Origin of the sequence: Aminobacter ciceronei (assembly GCF_014138625.1) — a bacterium.
In the GTDB taxonomy this organism is placed as follows: domain Bacteria; phylum Pseudomonadota; class Alphaproteobacteria; order Rhizobiales; family Rhizobiaceae; genus Aminobacter; species Aminobacter ciceronei.
In genome coordinates this window covers 142,529-166,837 of record NZ_JACJHY010000009.1, presented here as the reverse complement: position 1 = coordinate 166,837, position 24,309 = coordinate 142,529, and the positions used below count along the sequence as shown (strand labels likewise).

Here is a 24,309-nt window from a genome sequence, read left to right as displayed (position 1 = left end):
TCGGTCAAGGACCGGCCAGCGACGCGTCGACGATCCTGAACTGGGCCGTGCGGCTGCCATTCCAATGATTGACCGAAATCGAGCCGGCGACGTGTATTGCACGGTCGCGGTTCCGGAACAGGAAATCGCCAAGTGGCGTCTCTGCCGCCCTGAACGCCATCGCCTGGACCTTGCCGCCGCTTTCCGAACGCAGGTCGATGCGTATATGTGCGGAGCCGACCAGCCTGGCATCGGCGATGCGATGCCTTGGCAGGACGAAAACGGGCGGCACATGCCCTGCCCCGAACGGTCCTGCTTTCTCCAGCGCGTCGACGAGGTTCAGCGTCGCGCCTTCCGCGGCCAGCGCACCGTCAATCTTCAGGCTTTCCTCATCCTGCAGGCGGAACACGTCGGCTGCGGCGCGCTGTTCGAAGAAGGCGCGCAACTCGCCCAGCTTGGCGCGCTCAACGGTGATGCCGGCCGCCATGGCGTGCCCGCCACCCTTGACCAGCAGTCCGGCTTCGACCGCCTCGCGCACCAGCCGGCCAAGGTCGAAACCGGACACGGAACGGCCTGACCCTGTGCCAACGCCATTCGGGTTGAAGGCAATCGCAAAAGCCGGGCGGCGCGCGTGATCCTTGAGACGCGATGCCAGCAAGCCAACGATGCCGGGGTGCCATGTGGTGCTCGCGGTGACCAACACGGCCGGGCCCGGTCCGGCGCCGATTTCGGCATCGGCCTCGGCGCGTGCCTCGGCCAGCATCTCCGTTTCCATCGCCTGGCGCTCCTGGTTCAGGCGGTCGAGCGTTTCGGCGATGGTTCCGGCTTCGACCGGATCGTCGGTGGCAAGCAGCTTGCTGCCGAGCGCCGCGTCGCCGATGCGCCCGCCGGCATTGATGCGCGGGCCGAGCAGGAAGGATAGGTGGAAGGTGTTGAGCGGCTCGCCTATGCGCGCGACGCGGGCGAGTGCCGTCAGCCCGACATTGTTCTGCTGGCGCATGGCCTGCAGCCCCTTGACGACGAAGGCCCTGTTCACGCCGGTCAACGGCACGACGTCGGCGACCGTCGCAAGTGCCACAAGGTCGAGCAGCTTGAGCAGATCGGGACGCGGCGCGTCAGGCAGTCGCGCGCGCATCACCTTTGCCGTCTGCACCAAGGCCAGGAAGGTGACGCCGGCAGCGCAGAGATGGCCTTGGCCGGAGAGATCGTCGTCGCGGTTCGGATTGACCAGGGCCACGGCATTCGGCAGCGCGCCGCCGACCTGGTGATGATCGAGCACCACCACATCGGCGCCGGCCTCGTTGGCCGCGTCGATGGAGGCGGCGCTGTTGGTACCACAGTCGACGGTGACGATCAGGCTCGCACCGCGCCCGATAAGCTCACGCATCGCATCCGGGTTCGGGCCGTAACCTTCGAAGATGCGGTCGGGAATGTAGATCTCGGACTCGATGCCGAAATGGGTGAGAAATCGCTTCACCAGCGCCGACGAACAGGCACCGTCGACGTCATAGTCGCCGAAGATCGCGACCTTTTCGCTGCGCAGCACCGCGTCGGCAAGGCGCGATGCCGCCTTGTCCATGTCGGTCAGCGAGGCCGGATCGGGCAACAGGTCGCGGATGGTGGGATCGAGGAACCGCTCGGTGTCCTCGGGCAGCACGCCGCGGCCGGCAAGCACACGGGCGACGATGTCGGGCACGCCATGCCCCTGGGCGATGGCGAGCGCCAGCATGTCCTGGCGTTCGGTCAGGCGATGTTCCCAGGAAACACCGGTGGCCGAACGCCTTACGCCGAGAAAGTTACGCTTTTCAGTCGCCATTCAGTTGAGGTCCACCCGCTTCGGATCGACCATAGGCGACCGCAACAGGCGCGTAATCAGAATTTTTCCAGATCCTGGTGGCGTGCCTTGATCTCACGCACGGTCTTGGACGACGAGCGCAGCACAATCGTGTGGGTGGTGATCGAGTCACGACCGAACTTGACGCCGGCAAGCATGTTGCCGTCGGTGACGCCGGTGGCAGCGAACAGCACGTCGCCACGCGCCATCTCCTCGACGCGGTAGACCTTTTTGGGGTCGGTGATGCCCATGGTGGCGGCGCGCGCAACTTTCTCAGGGGTGTCGAGCATCAGGCGTCCAAGCATCTGCCCGCCGGTGCAGCGCAGCGCAGCAGCAGCCAGCACGCCCTCGGGCGCACCGCCGGTGCCGAGATAGATGTCGATGCCGGTTTCCTCGGGATCGGTGGTGTGGATGACACCGGCCACGTCGCCGTCGCCGATCAGGCGGATGGCAGCACCGGTCTCGCGCACGGCTTCGATCAGCTTGGAATGGCGCGGACGGTCGAGGATGCAGGCGGTGATTTCTTCGACCGGCACGCCCTTGGCCTTGGCGACGCTGGCGATGTTGTCGGCCGGCGAGGCGTCGATGTCGATGACACCCTCGGGATAACCCGGGCCGACGGCGATCTTGTCCATATAGACGTCAGGCGCAAACAGCAGGCTGCCCTTTTCGGCAATGGCGATGACGGCAAGGGCGTTGGGCAGGTTCTTGGCGCAGATGGTGGTGCCTTCGAGCGGATCGAGCGCGATGTCCACATCGGGGCCGCCGGAACCGACTTCCTCGCCGATGTAGAGCATCGGAGCTTCGTCGCGTTCGCCTTCGCCGATGACGACCGTGCCGTTGATGGCAAGGCGGTTCAGTTCCTGGCGCATGGCGTCGACGGCAACCTGGTCGGCGGCCTTCTCGTCGCCGCGTCCGCGCAGCCTGGCTGCAGCCACGGCGGCCCGCTCGGTGACGCGCACGAGTTCCATGGTGAGAATCCGGTCGAGGCCGGCTACAACGCTTTTCGCCATAATACTGGGTCCTGAAGTCGATGAGTTCGGAGCGCCCAAACCGGGCCGGCTCTTATTGTCAAACCCGCATGACAACGGCAAGACCTGTTGCCCGCTTTATCGAAAGCGAAACAATATCAATCGATTGAAAGGGAATTGCGGCTTGACGGCCTGGCCGGGGGCACAATTGCGCCCCTGACCTAGACGCCTGCTCAGCCGGCGCGCTCGATGCGGATGACCTGCGGCTTGTCGGTCAGGTGACCGTCCTTGGTCACGCCGTCGACGGCCTTGCGCACGGCAGCTTCCGTGGTCTCGTGGGTCACCAGGATGACGGTCTTCTGGGCGATGCCACCTTCGGTGCCATTGGCGTGCTGAACGATCGATTCCAGCGAAATGTCGTTGTCGGCCATGCGCTTGGCGATCGCTGCGAAGACGCCGATGCGATCATGTACGGTCAGGCGGATGAAGTAGCCGCCGGCGTGGCTGCGCATCTGCGCCTTTTTGTAGGGCTTCAGTTCCTTGGCAGGGCGGCCGAACACCGGACCATGCTGGAAGCCGGGACGGCTCTTGGCGATGTCGGCGATGTCGCCGACGACGGCCGAGGCGGTCGCATTGCCGCCGGCGCCGGGGCCCGACAGAAGCAGCTCGCCCAAAATGTCGGTTTCGATCGCCACCGCATTGGTGACGCCGTGGACCTGGGCGATGACGGATGCCGTCGGCACCATTGTCGGGTGCACGCGCTGCTCGATGCCGCTTTCGGTGCGCTGGGCGACGCCGAGCAGCTTGATGCGATAGCCCAGTTCAGCTGCTGCACGAATGTCGGCCTGGGTGATGTTGGAAATGCCTTCGAGATAGATGTCGTCGGCCGCAATCTTCGAACCGAACGCCAGGCTGGTCAGGATGGCGAGTTTGTGGGCCGTGTCGTTGCCCTCGATGTCGAAGGTCGGATCGGCCTCTGCATAGCCCAGGCGCTGGGCGTCGGCGAGGCATGCCTCGAAGGTCAGGCCTTCGGCTTCCATGCGCGTCAGGATGTAGTTGCAAGTGCCATTGAGGATTCCGAACACGCGATTGACGCTGTTGCCCGCCATCGCCTCGCGCATGGTCTTGATGACAGGGATGCCGCCGGCAACGGCCGCTTCGTAGTTGAGCAGTACGCCCTTCTTCTCGGCGACCTCGGCCAGTGCCACGCCATGCTTGGCGAGTAGCGCCTTGTTGGCGGTCACGACATGGCGGCCGGCATCGAGCGCGGCACGCACACAGGCGCGCGCAGCACCTTCGTCGCCGCCGATCAATTCAATGAAGACGTCGATGTCGGCCTTCTCGGCCAGCTCGATCGGATCATCGAACCATTGCGCGCCGCTCAGGTCGACACCGCGATCACGGCTGCGGTCGCGGGCGGAAACGGCGGTCACGACGATTTCGCGACCGCATTGCCGGGTGAGCTCGGCGCCCTTGTCGCGCAGCACACGCGCCACCGAAGCACCGACCGTGCCGAGACCGGCAATTCCAACACGCAATGCTTCAGCCATGGTCGCGGCGCCTCTTTATTTCAATCGTTCTGGGAATGTGGCGCGGTGCCGCTCAGCGATGGGCTGCGAGCGGAACCACGTTGTTGGGGTGTTTGGCTGTGGTCTGCAGGAAGCGCTTGATGCTTCGTGCTGCCTGGCGGATGCGGTGCTCGTTTTCGACCAGCGCCAGACGCACATAGTCGTCGCCGTGCTCGCCGAAGCCGACGCCGGGAGCGACAGCCACGTCCGCATGTTCGATCAGCAGCTTGGAGAATTCGAGCGAACCAAGATGCTTGAACGGCTCCGGGATCGGTGCCCAGGCAAACATCGTCGCCGCCGGCGCCGGGATTTCCCAGCCGGCACGGGTGAACGAGTCGACCATCACGTCGCGGCGCTTGTGATAGACTTCGCGCACCTCGGCTATGTCGGCACCGTCGCCATTGAGCGCGGCAGTTGCCGCCACCTGGATCGGCGTGAACGCGCCATAATCGAGGTAAGACTTCACGCGGGTCAGTGCGGCGATCAGGCGCTCGTTGCCGACGGCAAAGCCCATGCGCCAGCCCGGCATCGAAAACGTTTTCGACATCGAGGTGAACTCGACGGTGACGTCGATCGCGCCCGGCACCTGCAGCACCGAGGGCGGCGGATTGCCATCGAAATAAATCTCCGAATAGGCAAGATCCGACAGGATGATGATGTCGTGCTTCTTCGCAAACGCCACGACGTCTTTGTAGAAGTCGAGCGAGGCGACGAAGGCCGTAGGGTTCGACGGATAATTGAGGATCAGCGCCAGCGGCTTGGGGATCGAGTGGCGGACGCCGCGCTCGAGCGCCGGAATGAAGCCATCATCCGGCTTGGCCTGGAGTGAGCGGATGACGCCGCCCGACATGATGAAACCGAAAGCGTGGATCGGATAGGTCGGATCCGGACACAGCACGACGTCGCCAGGCGCGGTGATCGCCTGCGCCATGTTGGCGAAGCCTTCCTTCGAGCCCAGCGTCGCAACGACCTGGGTATCGGGATTGAGCTTCACGCCAAAGCGGCGGGCATAATAATTGGCCTGGGCGCGGCGCAGGCCGGGAATGCCGCGCGACGACGAATAGCGGTGGGTGCGCGGGTCGCGCACCACTTCGCACAGCTTGTCGACGATGGCGGTCGGCGTCGGCAGGTCCGGATTGCCCATGCCAAGATCGATGATGTCGGCGCCCCGCGAACGGGCGCTGGCCTTCAGCCGGTTGACCTGCTCGAAGACATAGGGCGGAAGGCGGCGGACCTTGTGAAATTCTTCCATGTCAGTTCCAGGTAAACGGGGGCTCGGCGATGCGTGCGCGATATACACTCAATTGCAGGCGGGGTCGATAGTCTCGCACTTGCCTTCGATGGCCTTCAGCGTGTCGTCGCCGTGCTTTCTGGCAAGCGTGGTCATCGCCGCCGAATTGCCACCGCCTGCGCCGGCCTTGGCGCCCTGGCGCTGTCTGGCAGCCTGGAGTTCGGCCAGCTTGGCGGCCTTCTGGTCCTCGGTGAACTGGGCGGCGGCCACCTCAGGCGCAATGTTGAGATTGGGGTAGGTGCCGGTATCCTGCGCGCCACGTCCGGTTGCCGGTGCAGCGCTGCTGTCGGCGCTGGTCGTGCTGGTGCAGCCGGCACCGGCAATGGCCAATGCCAGCACGCCCGCGGACAACATCACGCGGGAGCAGAAAAAAACATTCCGACCAACACTATATGTCATAAAGTTTCCCCGACAGGCGCGGTAGAGCGCGTTGGACCCGGTAAGACGTCACATGATACTATGTCAACAATGGGCGCTTTGGGAGGACCTGCAAGAACCATGGCGAAGGTAGACGATTCGGACAAGCAGAGTGGCGATACCCCCTCCTCCGTCGAGCAATACCTCGTCAAAGATCCGGAACGTTTTGCGCTCAACATGGCCCGCATGATCGAGCAGGCCGGGAAGGCAGCCTCCGCCTGGGCCGAACCGCGCGAGAAGGGCGAGGTGCGCGACACCGTCGCCGAGCCGATGGCCGACATGGTCAAGACCTTCTCCAAGCTTAGCGAATACTGGCTGTCCGACCCGCAACGCGCGCTGGAAGCGCAGACCCGATTGTTCTCCGGCTATCTCGACGTGTGGAGCAAGTCGATCCAGCGCATGGGCGGCGACGAGGTCGACGACGCCGTCAAGCCAGAACGCGGCGACAAGCGCTTCCTCGATCCCGAATGGGGCCGCAACGCCTTCTTCGATTTCCTCAAGCAGGCCTATCTGGTGACTGCGCGCTGGGCCGGCGACCTCGTCGACCATGCCGACGGTCTCGACGAGCACACCCGCCACAAGGCCGGCTTCTACGTCAAGCAGGTTGCCAACGCGATTTCGCCGTCCAATTTCATCCTCACAAATCCGGAGCTGTTTCGCGAAACCGTCGCCAGCAACGGCGAGAACCTGGTGCGCGGCATGAAGATGTTTGCCGAGGACATTTCGGCCGGCAAGGGCGACCTCAAGCTCCGGCAGGCCGACTACAGCGGCTTCGAGATCGGCAAGAACATCGCCACCACGCCGGGCAAGGTCGTCGGCCGCAGCGACGTCGCGGAAATCATCCAGTACACGCCGACCACCGACAAGGTGCTGAAGCGGCCGCTGCTGATCTGCCCGCCATGGATCAACAAGTTCTACATCCTCGACCTCAACCCGCAGAAATCCTTCATCCGGTGGGCGGTCGAGCAGGGCCACACGGTCTTTGTCATCTCCTGGATCAATCCAGACCAGCGCCACGGCCTGAAGGATTGGGAAGCCTATATCCGCGAAGGCCTGCAATATGGACTCGACATCGTCGAGCAGGCGACGGGAGAAACCAAGGTCAACGCCATCGGCTACTGCGTCGGCGGCACGTTGCTGGCGGCAGCATTGGCTCTGCTGGCACAGGAAGGTGACCACCGCATCCAATCGGTCACCTTCTTCACGACGCAGGTCGATTTCACCTATGCCGGTGACCTCAAGGTGTTCGTCGACGAGGATCAGATCAAGGCTCTCGAAGGAGCGATGAAGGACAAGGGCTATCTCGACGGCACCAAGATGGCGACGGCCTTCAACATGCTGCGCTCGGGCGACCTGATCTGGCCCTATGTCATCAACAACTACATGCGCGGCAAGGAGCCGACGCCGTTCGACCTGCTCTACTGGAATGCCGATTCGACGCGCATGGCAGCGGCCAATCACTCCTTCTACCTGCGCAACTGCTATCTCGAGAACAACCTGTCGCAAGGCAGGATGGAGCTGGCCGGCCGAACCATCTCGCTCGCCGACGTCACCATTCCGGTCTACAACCTCGCTGCGCGCGAGGATCACATCGCCCCTGCCCGCTCGGTCTTCCTCGGCTGCCAGTATTTCGGTGGCGATGTCGACTATGTCGTCGGCGGCTCTGGGCACATCGCCGGCGTGGTCAATCCGCCCGCCGCCGGCAAGTACCAGTTTTGGTCGGGAGGCAAGCCATCAGGCGATTTCGACGAATGGCTCAAGGGCGCTGCCGAGACGCCGGGCTCGTGGTGGCCGCACTGGCAGCGCTGGATCGAAGCCAAGGACGACACCCGCGTTGCGGCACGCAAGCCTGGCATAAGCGGGCGCGTGCTAGAGGATGCGCCCGGCAGCTATGTAAAGGTACGCGTGTAACCAGCTGTCACAGGCATTGAATTGACGCCCTTTACCAAGAGGGCGAAAACATGGCGCCTATCATGATCTCGCCTTAATTGGCGCCTAGCCCGCTTACTGGGGGATCATTGCCACAAGTTTGAGTGCCGCTTCTTCTGCGGAAGCGTGGTTGCGTAGATGTTCGATTTCAATCGCCAAGCGTAATCGTTGGCCTGCAGTGCATGAGAGGGGATCCGGTTTGACGTCAGGACGACTGCGATTCGCAGACCGGCGCTGCGGCGTTGCGCTGACCGTGCTGGTTTCGCTCATGAGCGTGTCCTGCTCCTCGACGGGCGAGCCGAATTTCGACCTGACAAATCCTGCGGCCAACGCCGCAACGACCACCGAAACAACCACTGCCCAATCCGTGACCGCAGCAGGCGCCCCAGCCACATCAGTGGCCCAGGCAACGATGAGCACGGCAGGCGACACTGCCCTGCCCGACCAGGTCGGTTATGTCCCACTGATCAAGCCGGGAAGCGAAAACGCAGCGGAAGTCGCCATCGCCAGTGCCGAACAGCCGCAGCAGGTCGCGACGGCAGCCACAGCGGAGCAGCCGAAGACAGCAGCTGTCGCTTCCCAGGCTGCGGACGCAAAACCGGCCAAGCCGCCGGTGCAGCAGGATACCGGCTTCATCCTGACCAATGGTCCGGCAGCCGAACCAGAGGCGCCCAAGAAGAAGGGGCTGTTCGCCTCGTTGTTCGGCTCTTCATCTGCCAAGGCAGCACCTGCGCCCGCCGAACAGAAGGCAAGGCCGCTGATCGCGATGGGCGACGAATCGTCTGAAACCAAGCCGAAGGCACCCGAGGAAAAGGCCAAGCCGATCATCACGCTGGCCTCGGCAAAAACTGAAGCAAAGCCGGTGGAGCTTGCGTCGCTGGGCGGCTCGTCGGGCGGCGATTCGAACTGGGCGCTGCCGGGCGTGCGCACCACCGATCTGTTCGAAATCAAGCGCAAGTCCGGCCTCAACGACGACAGCGACGTCGACCTGCACGAGGACGAGGATCCAGAACTGTACCAGACGGCATCGGCTGCCGGCATGGCGCGCCTCGCGCCTAACGGGCTGCTCAAGCAGCATGAAAGCGTCGATGTCGCCTGCCTGAAGCCGTCGCTGGTGCGCATCCTCAAGGCCGCCGAGCAGCACTACGGCAAGAAGATGATCGTGACATCGGGCTATCGCAACCCGGAACGCAACCGTCGCGCCCGCGGCGCCAAGAATTCGCAGCACATGTATTGCGCGGCAGCCGACATCCAGATTCCCGGCGTCGGCAAGTGGGAACTGGCGACGTATCTGCGCGCCATGCCTGGCCGCGGCGGTGTCGGCACCTATTGCCACACCAATTCCGTCCACATCGACGTCGGCCCGGAACGCGACTGGAACTGGCGTTGCGGCCGTCGCCGTGGATAAGTCGAAAAAATTTCGCGGCGCAGCAAAAAGACGGGTTGCCTGTCTCGAACAAGCCAACTATACACCGCCTCACCTGAGCGCGCCCATCGTCTAGCGGTTAGGACACCGCCCTTTCACGGCGGTAACAGGGGTTCGATTCCCCTTGGGCGTACCAGGTTTTCTCCACATTTTTTGAGCATTTCGGAAGACGCGGCAGCTGCAATTCTTGCACGCATCGTCTCGCTCTCGGTAATGCCCGACGGCACATGTCTGTATTCAAGGCAGGTCCAACTGACCGCCTGTCAATGCACGCCGCTACCGAACGAGAAGCAGAGCCACGAACGGCTACGGCCTCTCCCTCGCCTCATAATGGCTAAGGCGCAAAGCCGTCATGGCTGGATCGACGTGCCCTTCGATCTGCCAGGCGGCGCGGCCGGCCTTGGCGCGGGTTGGGTTGTGGTGAAGTTCGCGCCCTTGCGGGCCGCCGAGGCCGCGGCGGCGAGGCTAACGTCGAAAGCCACGAGAACGGGGGAAAGGGCATCGACCATCGCCTGATCGCCGATCTTTGCGCCACCGATCTCTGCATCCGTGCGAGCTCTGCCCGCAGCGCCTCCCGCATCGGCAGACCGGTCGAGCCGCTGTCTCCGGCGGCGGCGAAGACGAACGAGGCGAGCAGCGCTGACGGCCGAAGGCTTAAGTTAACGCGGACCTTTTTTGGATCGTGACCAAGCCACCAATGTTAGGCAGGCGCGTTGACAGCACGCTCTTGTGGCGCCGCCTAATGAGCAATTTGTTGCTCAGAACCCCGGCTGGTCCCGGCTACATCGCGATAATAGACAAGCTCAGTTCACACACAGGCCCGGCCGCCATCCGTCGGAGACTTGGGCGGGCGTTCAACATAACTCGAGCAGGAACTCGAATGCGGCTGATGGTGACTAATACAGCTTGTCAAAAAGTTGCCAGACGTCGAACGGCAAGTCTTCTTGCTGCGTCTGATCACCATTGTCCCCCGACAATGAGCCAAGAACGGAGATGAACTCTCCCTCAGCTATGATGCGATCGACCTCGCTTCGAGTCTTTTCGCGAAAGAATTCACAGTGGATGGTATCGATAGACCTTCCAACGATGTGGCAACCAGAGGTCCCCTCATCATTATTGAATCTCAGGTAGAAGAAATCCGGGATGGTTCTCATGCCGCCGACACGAACGGATGCACCCCCTTCAGAGAGTCGTATGAGTCGAAACTTCGCTCCGTGTATTTCGCGCACGCCACGCGCTGGGAAAAGCAACTCTACCTCACAATTGACTTCTCTCCACACCCAACTTTGGCATTTATTTACATCCTTTGAAGGCATGTACGCAATTCCTACAATTTACAAGGCAATTACGAGCGAACGAGTAGAGTTTTTCACTACATCTTGCTGACGATCAGAATGCCAACTTCTCTTGCAGCCTCCTCGAATGCAGACCTGGCATGGGACGTCTCTTTGGTCCCTTGCAGGACAGCGAGACAAGCCTCGGTCGCGGTGACGAAATTAGGTCCAGTTGCTCGTGGCCACCGGAAGAGCAGGTACTCGGCTGCTTCTTGAGTGGAGGCTACAGAGCGTATCTCGTCTACGGCGCCAAGCTGAACCAAGACCGGAGTATCGAACGGTTCATCCTCCAACTCACAACCTCGCCTTCTGTGGAGCCCGCAGGCTCCAGTTCCCATTATGATCAAAGCTGGAATGCGCTATTCCCCGAGGACAATCCGGACGAGGTCAATTGTACTCCTCGCACCTACCTTCTTGAGCAGATTGGCTCGATGGAACTCAACGGTGCGAGGAACGATACCTAGCTGGCGAGCAATTTCCTTGCTGGAGCAACCCCTCACGAGTTCGCCCAAGACGTTTCGCTCCCTCGATGTGAGCGTGTCGTGCCCCGGAAAGGACTTGGAGCAGATATCGCCATTGACCTCCGCTACTTCCTGTTTTGTTTGCCTGGTGAACTTGCGTCCAGGAGTCTCCAGGAACTCCCATTCGCCACACCTCCTGGCGATGGTAAACTGATGGGCGCGGGCTACATCAAGCAGGTCGACGATCCGACTTTCCGAAAGGGAATACGTGCAGAGAACAACCATCTTCTGGCCAGCGAGCGATCGGTCCAGTTCGCGCTCGTACTCCGTGAATTCCTGAAAATGGTTGGTGCCAATCCAGAATGCGTTTCCACTCACACGCATCCCCTCGTAGCCCTTGGCCAATGCGAGCCGCAGCTTGTTGTGCCACCCCCCGGTAATCCGCTGCAAATCGAACTCGCCGCCGCGCAGATACCAGTCCGTGCCTGCAATAAACTCGATTTGTCCCGCATCGAGGCGCTCATCAAGGTCGGGGACTGACCGGCGCAGCGCATTCCTTGCGTCCGCCTCCGTGATCGGATCAGAGATCGCCCAAACGCAGAACTCGTTGCCTTCCAAACCTGCCTTTAGATACAGGAAATTGGCGTCCAGAAGGTCCTGCTTTGTCTCGTAAAAAACACATATGTGCGTGCCCCAAGCGATTTCGCTTATGGAGCTGATGCCGGAATTGCGTGGCGCTTGGGCCGGACCAGCAGTGACTTTCAGATCGTCTTGAACCCTGCGCGCAGCAGAAGATTTCATATGGCTCACCAGTGGGTCCGGCCGAGATTGGGGACCCCCACGTAAACGACCATTTCCAGACGCGTAAACCTGACAATATCAACAGTACAATATTCGCCGACCGCTTATCGTTCGTACTCCTAGGCCATAAATAGGCGGCTGCATTTAAAGGCCATTTCAACTAATTGTTGTGCGCAAGACGCGGGTTCATAGCACTCACTAGGAGCCGCTCGAACTGTAACGCACGTCGGCGAAGAGGGTTCCCCGCTAACTCCTCGGCCATTGCTGACAAGCCTCCCCAAGAACTGCGATGAACAACCGTATGGCTCGCGGATTCCGACCGGATGCCAGATGGCCGCCGCGATCTCGAGGATTTTGCAAAGGCGTATCCGGCTCCATGGGTGCAGCAGGAAAATCCGGGCACACACAAGACCGGAACAGGGAGCGAGGGGCCATAGCATCGCGATCGTCATCGGGACGCGGATAGCGCATCTCGATGGTGCAGAGGCGGCGGCGCTGCTGCTCGAGGATCTGGCGCGCTGACGGCGCCGAGCGCATCAACGCCGGGATCGATGTGGACTTCGAATCGCTTGGCGGCGCGGCGGGCCCTGCCTTGGACGGGTCGGGGCCCACCGCGGTACTCAGTCGAGATCAGTTGATGACGTTACCGTAGAAGCCGGCCTCGACCTTGGCCATGTCGATAGAGGCAAGATCCTCAGGCAGGGCATAATTGTCGGCATCGGCATGCACCGCCGCGACATCGAATTTGTTCGCATCGGCGATGAAGGCGTTGGTCACGAACCGCTCCGTGTCGATGTCGATCGACGACTGGCCGATCTTCTTCAGGATTTTGAAGAAGCTGTCCCAGCCCCGGATGTCGTGCTCGCCCCAGCCTTTCCGCTTCGCCATGTCGCCCTTGAAGGTGCGATGGATCTGCATGAGGCTCTCCGTGCCATAGCGCGGGCCGTAATTCGCTTTCGTCGTCGGCAGTGCCTTGAAGACGATGTCGGCAGCGGCCCTTGGATTGCGGTCGGCAAATGCGCTGCCCATGGCCCAACCCTTGAGATATTGGGCGAGGAAGTGGCGGCGGTCCTGGTCCTCGATGTCGGCACGTCGTACGACCAGCGAATTGGACGGCAGCGGCGAGCCGCGCATGCCGAGCCAGTAGTCGAAGTCGAGCCCTTTGGCCGAGAGGTCGGCGCGCAACCCTTCCCAGGCCAGGCAGGCATCGCCCTGTCCGCTCGCGAGTGCCGTGGTCCAGGTTGGCCAGCCGGCTTCGACATACTTGATCGACTTCGGGTCAACGCCGGCAGCTGCAAACATCGGATCGCAGATCGACTGCCAGGCGGCCGACCCGAGCAGCACAGTCTTGCCCTCGATCTTGGCAAGATCCTGCACGCCCTCGCCTTTGCGGAAGGCAAAGTTGAAGAGGTCGAGATTGCCGCTGCCGAAGACCGAAACCAGATCCATCCCGCTGTTGACGGCATAAGACAGCACGCCTGGTGATGGGAAGCCAATGTCGGCCTGTTCGACGGCCAGGAATTTGACCACGGCAGTGCCATCCGACGGCCCCGGCTGCATTGCCGTCTCGACAGCCAGATCGCCGAAATAGCCCATCTCCTTCGCCACCCAATAGGGGTAGTCGTCCATTACCTCGATGGTCCCGCGCGGCGAGATCCAGTTGAATGGCGAGGCGTAGGGCTTGGCGAATGCGATGCCCGGCTTGAACAGGCTGCCTCCGAGTACCGTGCTCGTCACCAGGCCTCCCGCTCCCACCTGGAGCAGCCTGCGGCGTGAAATGTTGGTCGTTGTCATTGCATGTCCTCGATACAGAAGACCGCGGTCAGGTGGCGCTGGCGGGCGCGGTCATTCCCCGCCCCGGCCAATCAGCTCTCCCAGCCGGCGAGTTTCTTTCCGAGCCAGAAGAAGAAGGCGTAGATCGCGATGCCCGTGACCGCGAGGATCAGGATGCAGGCGAAGAATTCGGGCATGCGCAGCGTCGACGAATAGGTCGTCAGTCGGCTGCCTATGCCGAACCCGCCTCCCGACATCTCGGCACCCACTGCGGTGATCATTCCGAAGATTGCGCCGATCATCAGTCCGACGATGACCATCGGCATCGCCATGGGGATGCGGATCTTGGTGAATATCTGCAAGGTGCTGGCGCCATATGACCGCGCAAGCGCGATCTTGCCGGCATCGACGCGCCTGAAGCCGGTCGCCGCGTTGACCATCACCATCGGGCCGGAGGCCAGGGCGACGGCAATGACACGCGGCGTGTAGCCGAAGCCGAAATTCAGGATCAGCAACGGCACCAGCGCCAACATCGGCGTGGTCACCAGAAGCAGGATGTATGGCGTGATCACCTTCTCGACGAAGGGGAACTGGGTGATAACGGCCGCCAGCACCAGCCCAATCGAGGCGCCGATGGCGTAACCGGCAAACAGCTCGAACAGCGTGTAGCCATAGTGCTGCGAGATTGTCGTAATCTCCGGCGAGGCGAAGACGGCGGCAATGGTCGACGGTGCCGGCAGTATGAACTGAGGGACATCGAAGAAGCGCAGCAGGAATTCACCGCCGCCGATGACGAGGACGGCAACGGCAAGGATCGCAATGATCTCACGCGCACCCTGGCCGCCCATGCCGCTGACGATTCCCGTGGCACTGGCAAGGCCAGAGCCTCCGGTCGGCAGGTCTGAATTGTGGGTCATGTCGGTCATGGTTACCTCGCGGAGGTCGTGCGCCCTGCCGGCGGCACCTGATGCTTGATGTCGGATTTGATGTCGTTGACGAGGTCGAAGAACTCACGGGTTTCCATGAGTTCCAGCGGACGCGGCCGTTCGAACGGCACGTCGACGACCCTGGAGATGCGGCCCGGACGGGCGCTCATCACGTAGACCTTGTCGGAGAGAAAGACGGCCTCGGCGATGGAGTGGGTGATCAGGATCACTGTCTTGCGCGCCTCGAGCCAGATCTCCTCGACAAGCTTGTTCATCTCATCGCGTGTGAAGGCATCCAGCGCGCCGAAAGGCTCGTCCATCAAGAGGACGTCAGGGTTACTGGCGAGTGCGCGCACGATCGAGGCGCGCTGTTGCATGCCGCCGGAGAGCTCGCGCGGCATCTTCTCGCCGAAGCCGCCAAGGCCAACACGTTCGAGCAAGGCCTCGACCCTGTCCCTATCCGGCCTGATCCGGCGCAATTCGGACGGCAACGAGATGTTTTGCTCGATGGTGCGCCAGGGCAGCAGGTTCGCTTCCTGGAACATCATGCCGATGCTGGGATGCGGCTGCTTGATCTCATCCTCGCCCAGGTGGATCCGGCCGCCGCTCAGCTGGTGGAGGCCAGCAATGGACCAGAGCAAGGTGGTCTTGCCGCAGCCGGATGGTCCGACGACAGAGATGAACTCGCCAGCCTCGACGATCATGTCCACGTCCTGCAGCGCGTGGACCACGCCTGAGTGCGCTGCATATGTCTTGGTTGCGCCGCTTATGCGCAGCGCCTCGTGGGTATGGCCTCCCATCCCATCCTCCCTGTCCGGGACATGCTTCTCCCGTTCCAGCGCCATCGGCGCCGACCAAGAGTTGCGTCCCTGTTGTTGGTCTCAGTTGTTGAGAAGAGCCCTCAAATGCTCATCCACCTGGCTGATGTAGCCGGGTTCAAATCCGTTGAGGCCCATATGGCCTTCCGGGGTGTGGATGAGCTTCAGTTCCGCACGCTCGATCAAGGCACAGTCCGCTTCGCATTCGTGCGGCGGGAAAAACATGTCGTGACTGATCGGCATGACATAGGTTTTGGCGGTGATCCGTTTCAGTGCCGTCGGGAGGTCTCCGCCCGTGTGGCGGGAAACATCGGCCCGCTGCCACTTCCACATTTCGCAGAGCAGCACGTTGGGATCCATGGGTTCGAAGTAGGCTTTCATCACCCCGTTGATGAAGTCGTCGGGCGACGACATGCCGAGCACGTTCCGCCAGCGTTCCTCCTGGTAGAACTGCGGCGACCACCCCAGGGTTGCCACGATCCTCGCCAGGCGGTCCATACCGTCGCGCACGTCATGGCCGCTATTGTACCAGCCGCCATTCCAGCCGGGATCGGACATCAGCGCGTCGGCGCAAACATCGACGAAGATGGCCTGGTGATGCGAGATGCGGGCAGTTGCCGCGATCGGTGCTGCGCGCACGACCATGTCGGGATAGCGCACAGCCCACTCATAGACCTGCTGCCCGCCCATCGACCCGCCGACGACCAGTGCCAGCCGTTCGATGCCGAAATGCTCTGTCACGAACCTGTGTTGGGCCCTGACATCGTCCCCAATGCGCAGCTTCGGAAACTTGGCCATGGATTGCGGTGCCGGCGAGTTCTGCGGCGACGACGACACCCCGCTGCCGATCTGGTCGACGACAATGATGAAGTACTCGTCGGGGTTCAGCGCGTGATCGCGGCCGACATAGACATCCGCCATCACCTTGCCCGTCCCGGAGAACCAGGTTGTCACCAGGATGGCGTTGGACTTCTCGGCGTTGAGGCGACCGAAGGTGCGATAGGCGAGTTTTGCGCCACGCAGCGTTTCACCATCTTCAAGGACCAGGTTTCCGAGATCGTAGAGCTTGAACTCGCCCTGCGTTTCACGACCGTAATACGGATTGTCGATCATCGTGAGGCCCTCAGTCGAGGCTTTTCGCGACAGCGTCGAGGCCCACCTGCGCGCAGCTTTCGTCCTGGTCTTCGCTGGCGCCGCTGACACCGATCCCGCCAATGACGTCACCAGAGGCTGACTTGACGGGCAGACCGCCGGCAAAGGCGACAAGGCCCGGGACAAAAGCCGCACCCGGCAATCCCGCGCCCACGCCATCGCGCTTCACGCCAAAGGACAGGTCAGCCATGGCCCGGGTCGGAGCGGCGTAGAGCGCGGATGTGGTTGCCTTGTTCTCCGCGATGTCGGTGCAGGCCTTGCAGGCCCCGTCCTGTCGCGCGGCGGCAATGAGCCGTCCGCCATCGTCGACCACGACGACATTGACCTGGGCGTGTCCTGCGGCTGCCTGTGCCGCGAAGCAGGCTGCGATCATCCGTCCAGCCGCCTCATAACCAAGTACGGGCTTGGCCAGCCCCTCGGCCGCACTGAGCGTCGGCAGCCATGCCACCAGCGCCGTTGCCACAAGCAATCGTTTGCTCATCTCTTCTCCTCCCTCGGCCAAGCCATCTGTCTGGGGGCTTCAGCGTCGAAGGAGCTTACGAAGAATGCTTGGTGGCCATCTATCGCGAACATTCGCGATGCCGACCAGAGTTCGCCGAAACTTCAGTTCATCGGCATATCATATTGATAATGCTTACTTTACGATGACCGGCGTAAGAATGGCGAGAACGGATGACCGCGCGTGCGGCAGTGCTCCCGGCTAGGACAAGTCAGACCGGGCAAGCAGGCTGACCAAAGCCGATGTACTGGAGGCACCGGTCTTCTGCCGGATGCTCCTGAGCTGATGGTCGATCGTGGAAAGTGAGCGGTCGCGAACCCGCGCGATCTCCTTGTAGCTCATCCCCTTCGCAACCAGCCGTGCAATCTCCAGTTCGGACGCCGTCAGTGTCGCAAGTGAGGCAGTGTCCGAAACGCCCGCATATGCGGCCAGGGATCCCTGTGGTTTTCCAACCTCACCACGAGAGCCTTGGTCGGCAATCTGCTTGGATACGGCGATGATCGGGCTCAGGACATCCGTCACGGTCTGCTCGAAGCAATCGTAGAGACCGGATTCCCAGGGCACCAGGTGTTCGGTCCAGTCGGCACAGATCAGGCCGTAGCCACCGCGCTCGGTGCGAAGCGCCCAGGCGAGTTTCGATTTCGTCCGCGCCCCGGACATCCTTTGCCGCAGCCGCATGGTGACGCGGCGGTCCTGCTTGATGTCGGCAAAGATCAGCGGACGAGGGTCCAGCCACATCGCCTGCATGGCGACGTCGCGGTTGTCGACAGCCTTGCCGCATCCGAACGAAGGAACGTCAAAGCTCGCGTCCTTTGCTTCCGCAAAACCCGGGAAATAGTCCTTCGCCTCACGCATCCCGAAACCGGTATCGACCCGCTGGCATCCGAGCTCGGCCCGCAGCCAATTGGTGGCGACCGACCAGCACCCCGGCAAATCGTCGAGACGAAGCAGCATATGCGCGGCCAGGTCGCGCGCATGGCGATAGCGAATGGTGCTGCGATCGAGGAGGCGGTTTCGCAGCTGTCGCTGCGCGGCAAGGATGCCCCCGCGGAAGTCTTCCGCAAAGGCTGGATACGTGTCCTGGTTTCGCCCGTCCACCAACCCTTCCCCTCTGACGCGCTGTGTCTGGCCAAAAGTTCGGCTGAAGGACAGGGCGACACGACGTTCATTCAGACTCTATGCCGCCCCATCAATGAGTCAAATCCTGGATGGCCTGATCGGCAAGCGCAGACACCTCTCCGCGCCAACCCACCAAACCAGCCAACGCTCTTTAGGTTGCCAGATGTTCAAACAGCCGTGCCACAGCCTCCGCGCCGGGATCGATGTGGCCCTCGAGCTGCCTGGCGTTGATGTAGGCGGCGCGACCGGCTTTGGCGCGGGTGAGTGTGGCAGTGTAGTTGGCACCCTTGCGGGCGGCCGTGGCAGCGGCGGACAGGCTGTCGCCAAGGGCGTCGAGGGCGGGTGCCAGGGCGTCGACCATTGTGCGATCGCCGATCTTCGCGCCGCCGATCTCCTGCATGCGCGCCAGCCCGGCCCGCAGCGCCTCACGCATCGGCAGGCCGCTGGAGGCGCCGTCGCCGGCTGCGGCGAAGAAGATGGCGAGCAGCACGCCAGATGAGCCGCCCATGGTCTGGCTCAGTTCCTGGCCGATAGCGCGCAGAAGCTGTGTGTGGTCGGACAAAGGCAGCCGGTCGATGGCGCTGATCAGGGCGCGGGCGGCCCCGGCCAGCGTCGACCCTGTGTCACCGTCGCCCGACTTGGCATCGAGCGCGTTGAGGTCCTGCTCGGCCGCGATCAGCACGTTGCAGCAATTGACCAGGAAGGCGCGCGTGCCCGCGTGGTTGGACGGCATCGGCGTGATCGGCGTCAGCCCGTCGGGCATGGGCGCGACCACGAGCGACCTGACCTGCGAGACGCCGGGCCATGCCGGGATCGCGACGGGCGCCTTCAGCAGTTCCAGTTCCGTCGCGTCGGCGGGAAATACCGAAATGGAAATACCCTGCATGTCGAGCGAAGTCATCAGCGGCGACGGCCCGATGGCATGAGTGATCCTGTCACCGATGGACGACTGCAGCAGGTCATGCGCCAGCACCGACATTTCGAGCACCGAGGTACCGCCGAGATTGTTGACGAGCACGACATGTGGTCCCTCGCCCATAAGTGCCGCCAGCCGCTCGACCATTGTGGCGACGGAGGCGCGCGCGCCGGCGAAGTCGATCTGCTCAACGCCGGCCTCGCCGTGGATGCCGAGGCCGAGTTCGGCCTTGCCGAGCGGAATGCGATCCTCCTTGGGCGAGCCAGGAACGCTGCAGGTGTCGAGCGACATGCCGATCGAGCGGGTGCCCGCAATCACATGTTTCGCCGCCGCCGTCACCGTCTCCAGGTCAGCGCCACGTTCGGCGAGCGCACCGGCAATCTTGTGCACGAACAGCGTGCCGGCGACGCCGCGCGCCTGCGGCAGGTCAGGCAAGGCGATGTCGTCGCCGACGATGACCATCGAAACGTTGAGGCCGAAGGCCCGTGCGCGCTCGGCAGCGAGGCCGAAATTCAGCCTGTCGCCGGTGTAGTTCTTGACGATCAAAAGGCACCCAGCCGGACCGGTTACCGCCAGGATGCCGGCGAGCACGGCGTCGACGCTGGGCGAGGCAAAGACGTCGCCGCAGACCGCGGCCGTCAGCATGCCCTTGCCGACGAAGCCGACATGGGCCGGCTCATGGCCGGAGCCGCCGCCGGAGACGATCGCCACCTTGGACCTGTCCCAGTCGCTGCGCAGCACGACGCGGATATGCGGATAGCCATCGAGGCGGGTCAGCGCGCCGCCCGACAGCGCCAGCACCCCATCGATGGCCTCGGTGACGACGTCTTCGCGCCTGTTTATGAATTGCGCCATGAAATCTTGCTCCTCAAGCTAAACGCATGCCCGCCGCATCGAAGTAGAGCGGCCGCGACGGCTGGATCCGGATTGTTTCGCCGCCCTTGAGCGGCGTGTGGGCATCGGTGACGGTGACGAGGTCGTGCCGCTTCAGGTTGAGATGCAGCCGCGTCTGGTCGCCGAGATGCTCGACGCGCTTGACCAATGCCTCCTCGCCCTCGCCCTGAACGATGTGCTCGGGGCGCAGGCCAATGCTTTTCGCCCCCGACGGCGCTCCGGCAAAGATGTCGGCCGGCAGGACGTTGATGCGCGGCTGGCCGAGCCGGGTTGCGGCATAGACACTGACCGGCTGCTCATAGACCTCGCGCGGCGAGCCGAACTGCACAAGTTTGCCTTCGTTCAGCACGCCGACATGGGTCGCCATCGTCATCGCCTCGATCTGGTCGTGGGTGACATAGAGCAGCGTCGCCCCCAGCTTGGCCTGGATGCGCTTCAGTTCGATGCGCAGGTCGGCGCGCAGCTTGGCGTCGAGCGAACTCAGCGGCTCGTCCATCAGGAAGATCTGCGGATTGCGCACCAGCGCACGGCCTATGGAGACGCGCTGCATCTCGCCGCCCGACAATGCGGTCGCCTTGTTGTCGAGCTTGTGGCCGATCTGCAGAACCTCGGCGACCTCCCTCACGGTCCGGTCGATGAGATCGCGTGGCGTGTTGAGCAGCGGTGATTTCAGCGGAAACTCAAGGTTCTGCCGCACCGTCAGATGCGGATAGAGCGAATATTGCTGGAACACCATCGCCACGTTGCGCTCCGCCGGCGACAGCCCCTTCATCAGGCGTCCGCCGATATGGACCTCGCCGCTGTCGGGCACATCGAGCCCCGAAACCATGCGCAAAGTCGTCGTCTTGCCGGCGCCCGTCGGGCCGAGCAGCACGACGAAGGAGCCGTCGGGGATGGTCAGTGACACATTGTCGAGCGCGACCGTGCCACCGAAGCTCTTGGTCACGTTTTCAAGGACCACTTCAGCCATGTCCCAGCACTCCGTCATTGGCGTCCGATCGCAGCGCCTTGCCGGTTTCGGCGTCGAACAGTGACAACGTCCTTGCGTCGAAGGCGAGGCCGACCAGCTCGCCCTCGCGGACCGGCCGGTCCGAGGGAATACGCGCCTTGAGGTCGCCGTGGCTCGATCGCAGCGTCACGATCTGGGTGGTGCCTAGATATTCGACCGCTGTGACTCGCCCCCTGTATGCCGACTCGGTGGCGAACCTGACATGCTCGGGCCGAACGCCGAGCGTCAGCTTGCCGGCCCGCCCCTCCCGCGCGGCCGGCACTTCGATCTTCGCCTCGCCGAGATCGACCGACTTGCCGCCAATGCCGATCATGCCTTCGAAATCGAGGAAGTTCATGGATGGCGAGCCGATGAACTGGGCGACGAACTTGGTCGCCGGCCAGTCGTAGATCTGCTGCGGCTTGCCGAACTGCTCGACGACGCCATGGTTCATGACGACGATCTTGTCGCCCATCTGCATGGCCTCCAGCTGGTCATGCGTGACATAGACCGTCGTTGCGCCCATGCGGTCGTGCAGCGCGCGCAGCTCCTCAGCCATGTGCTCGCGAAATTCGGCATCGAGCGCGCCGAGCGGCTCATCCATGAAAAAGGCTTTTGGCTGCCTCACGATAGCCCGGCCAAGCGCCACTCGCTGACGGTCGCCGCCCGACAGCCCGCCGACCGGCCGATCGAGGATGTTCTCGATCTTGAGGATGCGGGCGACCTCCTGAACACGCGTCTTCACTTCCTCGCGCTTCATGCCCTGGCTGACCAGCGGATAGGAGATGTTCTTGCGCACGTTCATGTGCGGGTAGAGCGCGAACATCTGGAAGACGAACGCGATGTCGCGCTTGCTGGCCGGCTTCATGCCGACCTCTTCGCCATCGATGAAGATCTCGCCCGAGGTCGGCAGCTCGAGGCCCGCCATCATCCTGAGCGTCGTCGTCTTGCCGCAGCCGGAGGGGCCGAGCAGCATGAAGAACTCGCCGTCCTCGATGGTGAAGGTCGATGAGCGCACGGCGGTGAAGGCGCCGAACTCCTTGCGCACATTCTGGATTCTGATCTGTGCCACGGGCCTACTCCGGGAAATGGCTGACGATGATGAACATCACTGTGCCCAGCAGGGTTACGAGGAAGGACCAGGAATAGAGGACCAGGGCGAATGGCTGCATGAGCATGACGACGCCGGCGGCAATCAGCACCGAGGCCAGCATCTCCCAGGCGCCGCGCCGGAAATGAAGCAATCCGTCGAGGAACCTGGTCATTTGCGTACCGCTCCGAAGGTGATGCCGCGCAACAGGTGCTTGCGCAGGAGAATGGTGAAGACCATGACCGGCACGAGGAACAGCGTCGCGCCCGCGGCGACCGCCGGCCAATCCTGGCCGCTGACGCCGATGATGGTCGGAATGAAGGGCGGCGCGGTCTGGGCATTGCCCGAGGTCAGCAGCACGGCAAAGGCGTATTCGTTCCAGGCGAAGATCAGGCAGAAGATCGCGGTCGAGGCGATGCCGGTCGCCGCCTGCGGCAGCACGACCTTGTAGAAAGCCTGGAAGCGCGTGTAGCCGTCGATCAGCGCCGCCTCCTCATATTCGACCGGGATCTCGTCGATGAAACCCTTGAGCAGCCAGACCGACAGCGACAGGTTGACCGCCGTGTAGAGCAGGATCATGCCGGCATGGGTGTCGCTCAGCCCGAGAGAGCGGAACATCAGGAAGATCGGGATGGCGACCGCGATCGGCGGCATCATCCGCGTCGACAGGATGAAGAACAAAAGGTCGTCCTTCAGCGGCACCTTGAAGCGCGAAAAGGCGTAGGCGGCTGCTGTCCCCAGCACGATGCAGAGCACGGTCGAGCCGAAGCCGATGATGACGGAATTGGTGAAGCGTTCGGCAAAGCGCGACGGTCCCGAGATGACCAGCCCGTCCTTGCGCACAAGCCTGTCGTACCAGGTCTGGGGCTCGCCGACCGCCTGCAACTGTTCCTCGGTCAACCGGGTGCGGGTGGTGAAGACATTGACATAGCCTTCAACCGTCGGCGTGAAGAAGGTTTTGGGCGGATAGGCGATGGCATCCGACGGGGTCTTGAAGCTGGTACCGATGATCCAGACCAGCGGCAAGATGGTGATCAGCGCATAAAGGACGACAAGTACCCCGGCGAACCACTTCTGCCGGCGCGACGGCTCGGTGATGGAATAGCTGCTCATCGCTCTTTCACCTTGTTCAGGGCTTTGACGTAGATCGAAGCCAGACCGAAGACGGTCACGAAAAGGATGACGGCATAGGCCGAGGCATAACCGGTGCGCCACTTCTCGAAGGCTTCGCGCTTGAGGTTGATCGAGGTGAGCTCGGTGATCGAACCCGGACCGCCGCCGGTGAGCTGGACGACGAGGTCGAACATCTTGAAATTCTCGATGCCGCGGAACAGAACGGCGAGCATCAGGAACGGCAGCACCAGCGGGATGGTGATGGTCCAGAACTGCCGCCATTTGCTGGCGCGGTCGCATTCGGCGGCTTCATAGATGCTGTCGGGAATGGAACGCAGCCCCGCCAGGCAGATCAGCATGACGAAGGGCGTCCACATCCAGGTGTCGACGATGACGATCGCCCAGGGCGCCAGCGCCACGTCGCCGATCATCGAGAAGCTGGAGGGATCGGCACCCGTCAGGAAGCCTATGGCATAATTGAACAGGCCGATCTGCGGCTGGTAGAGGAAGGTCCAGAAATTTCCGACGACCGCCGGGCTCAGCATCATCGGCAGCACGATGATCGTCGTCCAGAGATCATTGCCGCGGAACTTCTTGTTGATCAGATAGGCGAGCGAGAAGCCGATCAGCACCTGCAGCACCAGCGTCCAGATCAGGAAGTGGGCCGTTGCCTGCATGGTCAGCCAGATGTCCTTGTCGGACAGGATGCTGATGTAGTTCTTCAGGCCGACGAACTCGACCTCGGCATTGGGTCGATTGACGCGGAAATTGGTGAAGCTCAGCCGGATCGTCCAGATCAGCGGAAAGATGTTGACCGCGAGCAGGAGCACGATTGAGGGAGCAACGAAGAGCCAGGCGAGCGAACGGTCAGACAGACCCCGGAAACGCTTGGCAATGGCGTGCGGCGTCGCTTCGGCGACGCGATCCACCGGTGAATGCAGCATTGATATTCCCCTGATTATCAACTGTGCGGCGACGGAGCCGGCAAGCGCCGGCCCCGCACCGTAGCA

General features: G+C 62.6%; 23 protein-coding genes and 1 tRNA gene. 3 read left to right on the top strand and 21 right to left on the bottom strand.

The window, feature by feature from the left end; genetic code table 11:
- Positions 1–4: 4 nt before the first annotated feature.
- The 5 genes from recJ to HNQ95_RS11805 all read right to left on the bottom strand — a co-directional run bounded on the left by recJ (position 5) and on the right by HNQ95_RS11805 (position 5,997).
- Positions 5–1,795: a single-stranded-DNA-specific exonuclease RecJ gene (gene recJ / locus HNQ95_RS11825; RefSeq protein ID WP_182574072.1), complete on the bottom strand. Its 1,791-nt coding sequence runs from the start codon at positions 1,793–1,795 to the stop codon at positions 5–7.
- Positions 1,796–1,851: 56 nt separating this feature from the next.
- On the bottom strand, positions 1,852–2,826 hold the full coding sequence (gene glpX, locus HNQ95_RS11820; protein WP_067961708.1) for a class II fructose-bisphosphatase: 975 nt from the start codon (positions 2,824–2,826) through the stop codon (positions 1,852–1,854).
- 191 nt (positions 2,827–3,017) lie between these two features.
- Positions 3,018–4,334, bottom strand: a complete 1,317-nt coding sequence (locus HNQ95_RS11815; protein ID WP_067961706.1) for a homoserine dehydrogenase — start codon at positions 4,332–4,334, stop codon at positions 3,018–3,020.
- A 52-nt stretch (positions 4,335–4,386) separates the two neighbouring features.
- A complete protein-coding gene (locus HNQ95_RS11810; RefSeq protein WP_067961704.1) occupies positions 4,387–5,604 on the bottom strand; it encodes an LL-diaminopimelate aminotransferase in 1,218 nt (405 codons plus the stop codon).
- Positions 5,605–5,652: 48 nt separating this feature from the next.
- Positions 5,653–5,997 carry a hypothetical protein gene (locus tag HNQ95_RS11805; protein WP_246340682.1) on the bottom strand — a complete coding sequence of 115 codons (345 nt, stop codon included), beginning with the start codon at positions 5,995–5,997 and terminating at the stop codon, positions 5,653–5,655.
- A gap of 144 nt (positions 5,998–6,141) precedes the next feature.
- Here HNQ95_RS11805 and HNQ95_RS11800 point away from each other — a divergent pair, with 144 nt between their 5' ends.
- Entirely contained in the window at positions 6,142–7,971 is a 1,830-nt protein-coding gene (locus tag HNQ95_RS11800; RefSeq protein ID WP_067961699.1) for a PHA/PHB synthase family protein, read from the top strand.
- Positions 7,972–8,064: 93 nt separating this feature from the next.
- On the opposite strand, the gene HNQ95_RS11795 is transcribed toward HNQ95_RS11800, so the two are convergent.
- A complete protein-coding gene (locus HNQ95_RS11795) occupies positions 8,065–8,346 on the bottom strand; it encodes a hypothetical protein (RefSeq protein ID WP_182585791.1) in 282 nt (93 codons plus the stop codon).
- Positions 8,347–8,356: 10 nt separating this feature from the next.
- On the opposite strand from HNQ95_RS11795, the gene HNQ95_RS11790 reads away from it, so the two are divergent.
- Entirely contained in the window at positions 8,357–9,397 is a 1,041-nt protein-coding gene (locus tag HNQ95_RS11790) for a YcbK family protein (protein WP_312874159.1), read from the top strand.
- 79 nt (positions 9,398–9,476) lie between these two features.
- Positions 9,477–9,551 (top strand) — tRNA-Glu (locus HNQ95_RS11785).
- Between the two features lie 760 nt (positions 9,552–10,311).
- Here HNQ95_RS11785 and HNQ95_RS11780 read toward each other — a convergent pair.
- The 15 genes from HNQ95_RS11780 to HNQ95_RS11710 form a co-directional block, all read right to left on the bottom strand.
- Entirely contained in the window at positions 10,312–10,731 is a 420-nt protein-coding gene (locus HNQ95_RS11780; protein WP_157097082.1) for a hypothetical protein, read from the bottom strand.
- A 56-nt stretch (positions 10,732–10,787) separates the two neighbouring features.
- The gene (locus tag HNQ95_RS11775; RefSeq protein ID WP_067961692.1) at positions 10,788–11,087 is read right to left on the bottom strand and encodes a DUF982 domain-containing protein; all 300 of its coding nucleotides are present in this window, start codon (positions 11,085–11,087) and stop codon (positions 10,788–10,790) included.
- Positions 11,088–11,108: 21 nt separating this feature from the next.
- Entirely contained in the window at positions 11,109–12,011 is a 903-nt protein-coding gene (locus HNQ95_RS33620; RefSeq protein WP_246340669.1) for an MEDS domain-containing protein, read from the bottom strand.
- A gap of 630 nt (positions 12,012–12,641) precedes the next feature.
- Positions 12,642–13,805, bottom strand: a complete 1,164-nt coding sequence (locus HNQ95_RS11765) for an ABC transporter substrate-binding protein (RefSeq protein WP_067961686.1) — start codon at positions 13,803–13,805, stop codon at positions 12,642–12,644.
- A gap of 71 nt (positions 13,806–13,876) precedes the next feature.
- Entirely contained in the window at positions 13,877–14,710 is an 834-nt protein-coding gene (locus HNQ95_RS11760) for an ABC transporter permease (RefSeq protein ID WP_157097081.1), read from the bottom strand.
- A 2-nt stretch (positions 14,711–14,712) separates the two neighbouring features.
- Positions 14,713–15,510: an ABC transporter ATP-binding protein gene (locus HNQ95_RS11755; RefSeq protein WP_154384138.1), complete on the bottom strand. Its 798-nt coding sequence runs from the start codon at positions 15,508–15,510 to the stop codon at positions 14,713–14,715.
- 81 nt (positions 15,511–15,591) lie between these two features.
- On the bottom strand, positions 15,592–16,641 hold the full coding sequence (locus HNQ95_RS11750) for an alpha/beta fold hydrolase (RefSeq protein WP_154384137.1): 1,050 nt from the start codon (positions 16,639–16,641) through the stop codon (positions 15,592–15,594).
- A 10-nt stretch (positions 16,642–16,651) separates the two neighbouring features.
- The gene (locus HNQ95_RS11745; protein ID WP_210283753.1) at positions 16,652–17,161 is read right to left on the bottom strand and encodes a GlcG/HbpS family heme-binding protein; all 510 of its coding nucleotides are present in this window, start codon (positions 17,159–17,161) and stop codon (positions 16,652–16,654) included.
- Positions 17,162–17,380: 219 nt separating this feature from the next.
- Positions 17,381–18,277 (bottom strand): helix-turn-helix transcriptional regulator, encoded by an 897-nt coding sequence (locus HNQ95_RS34070; protein WP_154384136.1) that lies wholly within the window; start codon positions 18,275–18,277, stop codon positions 17,381–17,383.
- Positions 18,278–18,449: 172 nt separating this feature from the next.
- Positions 18,450–20,069, bottom strand: coding sequence for a dihydroxyacetone kinase subunit DhaK (locus HNQ95_RS11735; protein ID WP_154384135.1), 1,620 nt, complete (start codon positions 20,067–20,069; stop codon positions 18,450–18,452).
- A 13-nt stretch (positions 20,070–20,082) separates the two neighbouring features.
- Positions 20,083–21,078 carry an ABC transporter ATP-binding protein gene (locus HNQ95_RS11730; protein ID WP_067961675.1) on the bottom strand — a complete coding sequence of 332 codons (996 nt, stop codon included), beginning with the start codon at positions 21,076–21,078 and terminating at the stop codon, positions 20,083–20,085.
- Entirely contained in the window at positions 21,071–22,168 is a 1,098-nt protein-coding gene (locus HNQ95_RS11725) for an ABC transporter ATP-binding protein (protein WP_182574075.1), read from the bottom strand. The genes HNQ95_RS11730 and HNQ95_RS11725 overlap by 8 nt, the downstream gene beginning before the upstream one ends.
- 4 nt (positions 22,169–22,172) lie before the next feature.
- Positions 22,173–22,361, bottom strand: a complete 189-nt coding sequence (locus HNQ95_RS11720) for a hypothetical protein (RefSeq protein ID WP_067961671.1) — start codon at positions 22,359–22,361, stop codon at positions 22,173–22,175.
- Positions 22,358–23,299, bottom strand: a complete 942-nt coding sequence (locus tag HNQ95_RS11715; RefSeq protein ID WP_067961669.1) for a carbohydrate ABC transporter permease — start codon at positions 23,297–23,299, stop codon at positions 22,358–22,360. The genes HNQ95_RS11720 and HNQ95_RS11715 overlap by 4 nt, the downstream gene beginning before the upstream one ends.
- Positions 23,296–24,243 (bottom strand): carbohydrate ABC transporter permease, encoded by a 948-nt coding sequence (locus tag HNQ95_RS11710; RefSeq protein WP_067961667.1) that lies wholly within the window; start codon positions 24,241–24,243, stop codon positions 23,296–23,298. The genes HNQ95_RS11715 and HNQ95_RS11710 overlap by 4 nt, the downstream gene beginning before the upstream one ends.
- Positions 24,244–24,309 lie beyond the last annotated feature (66 nt).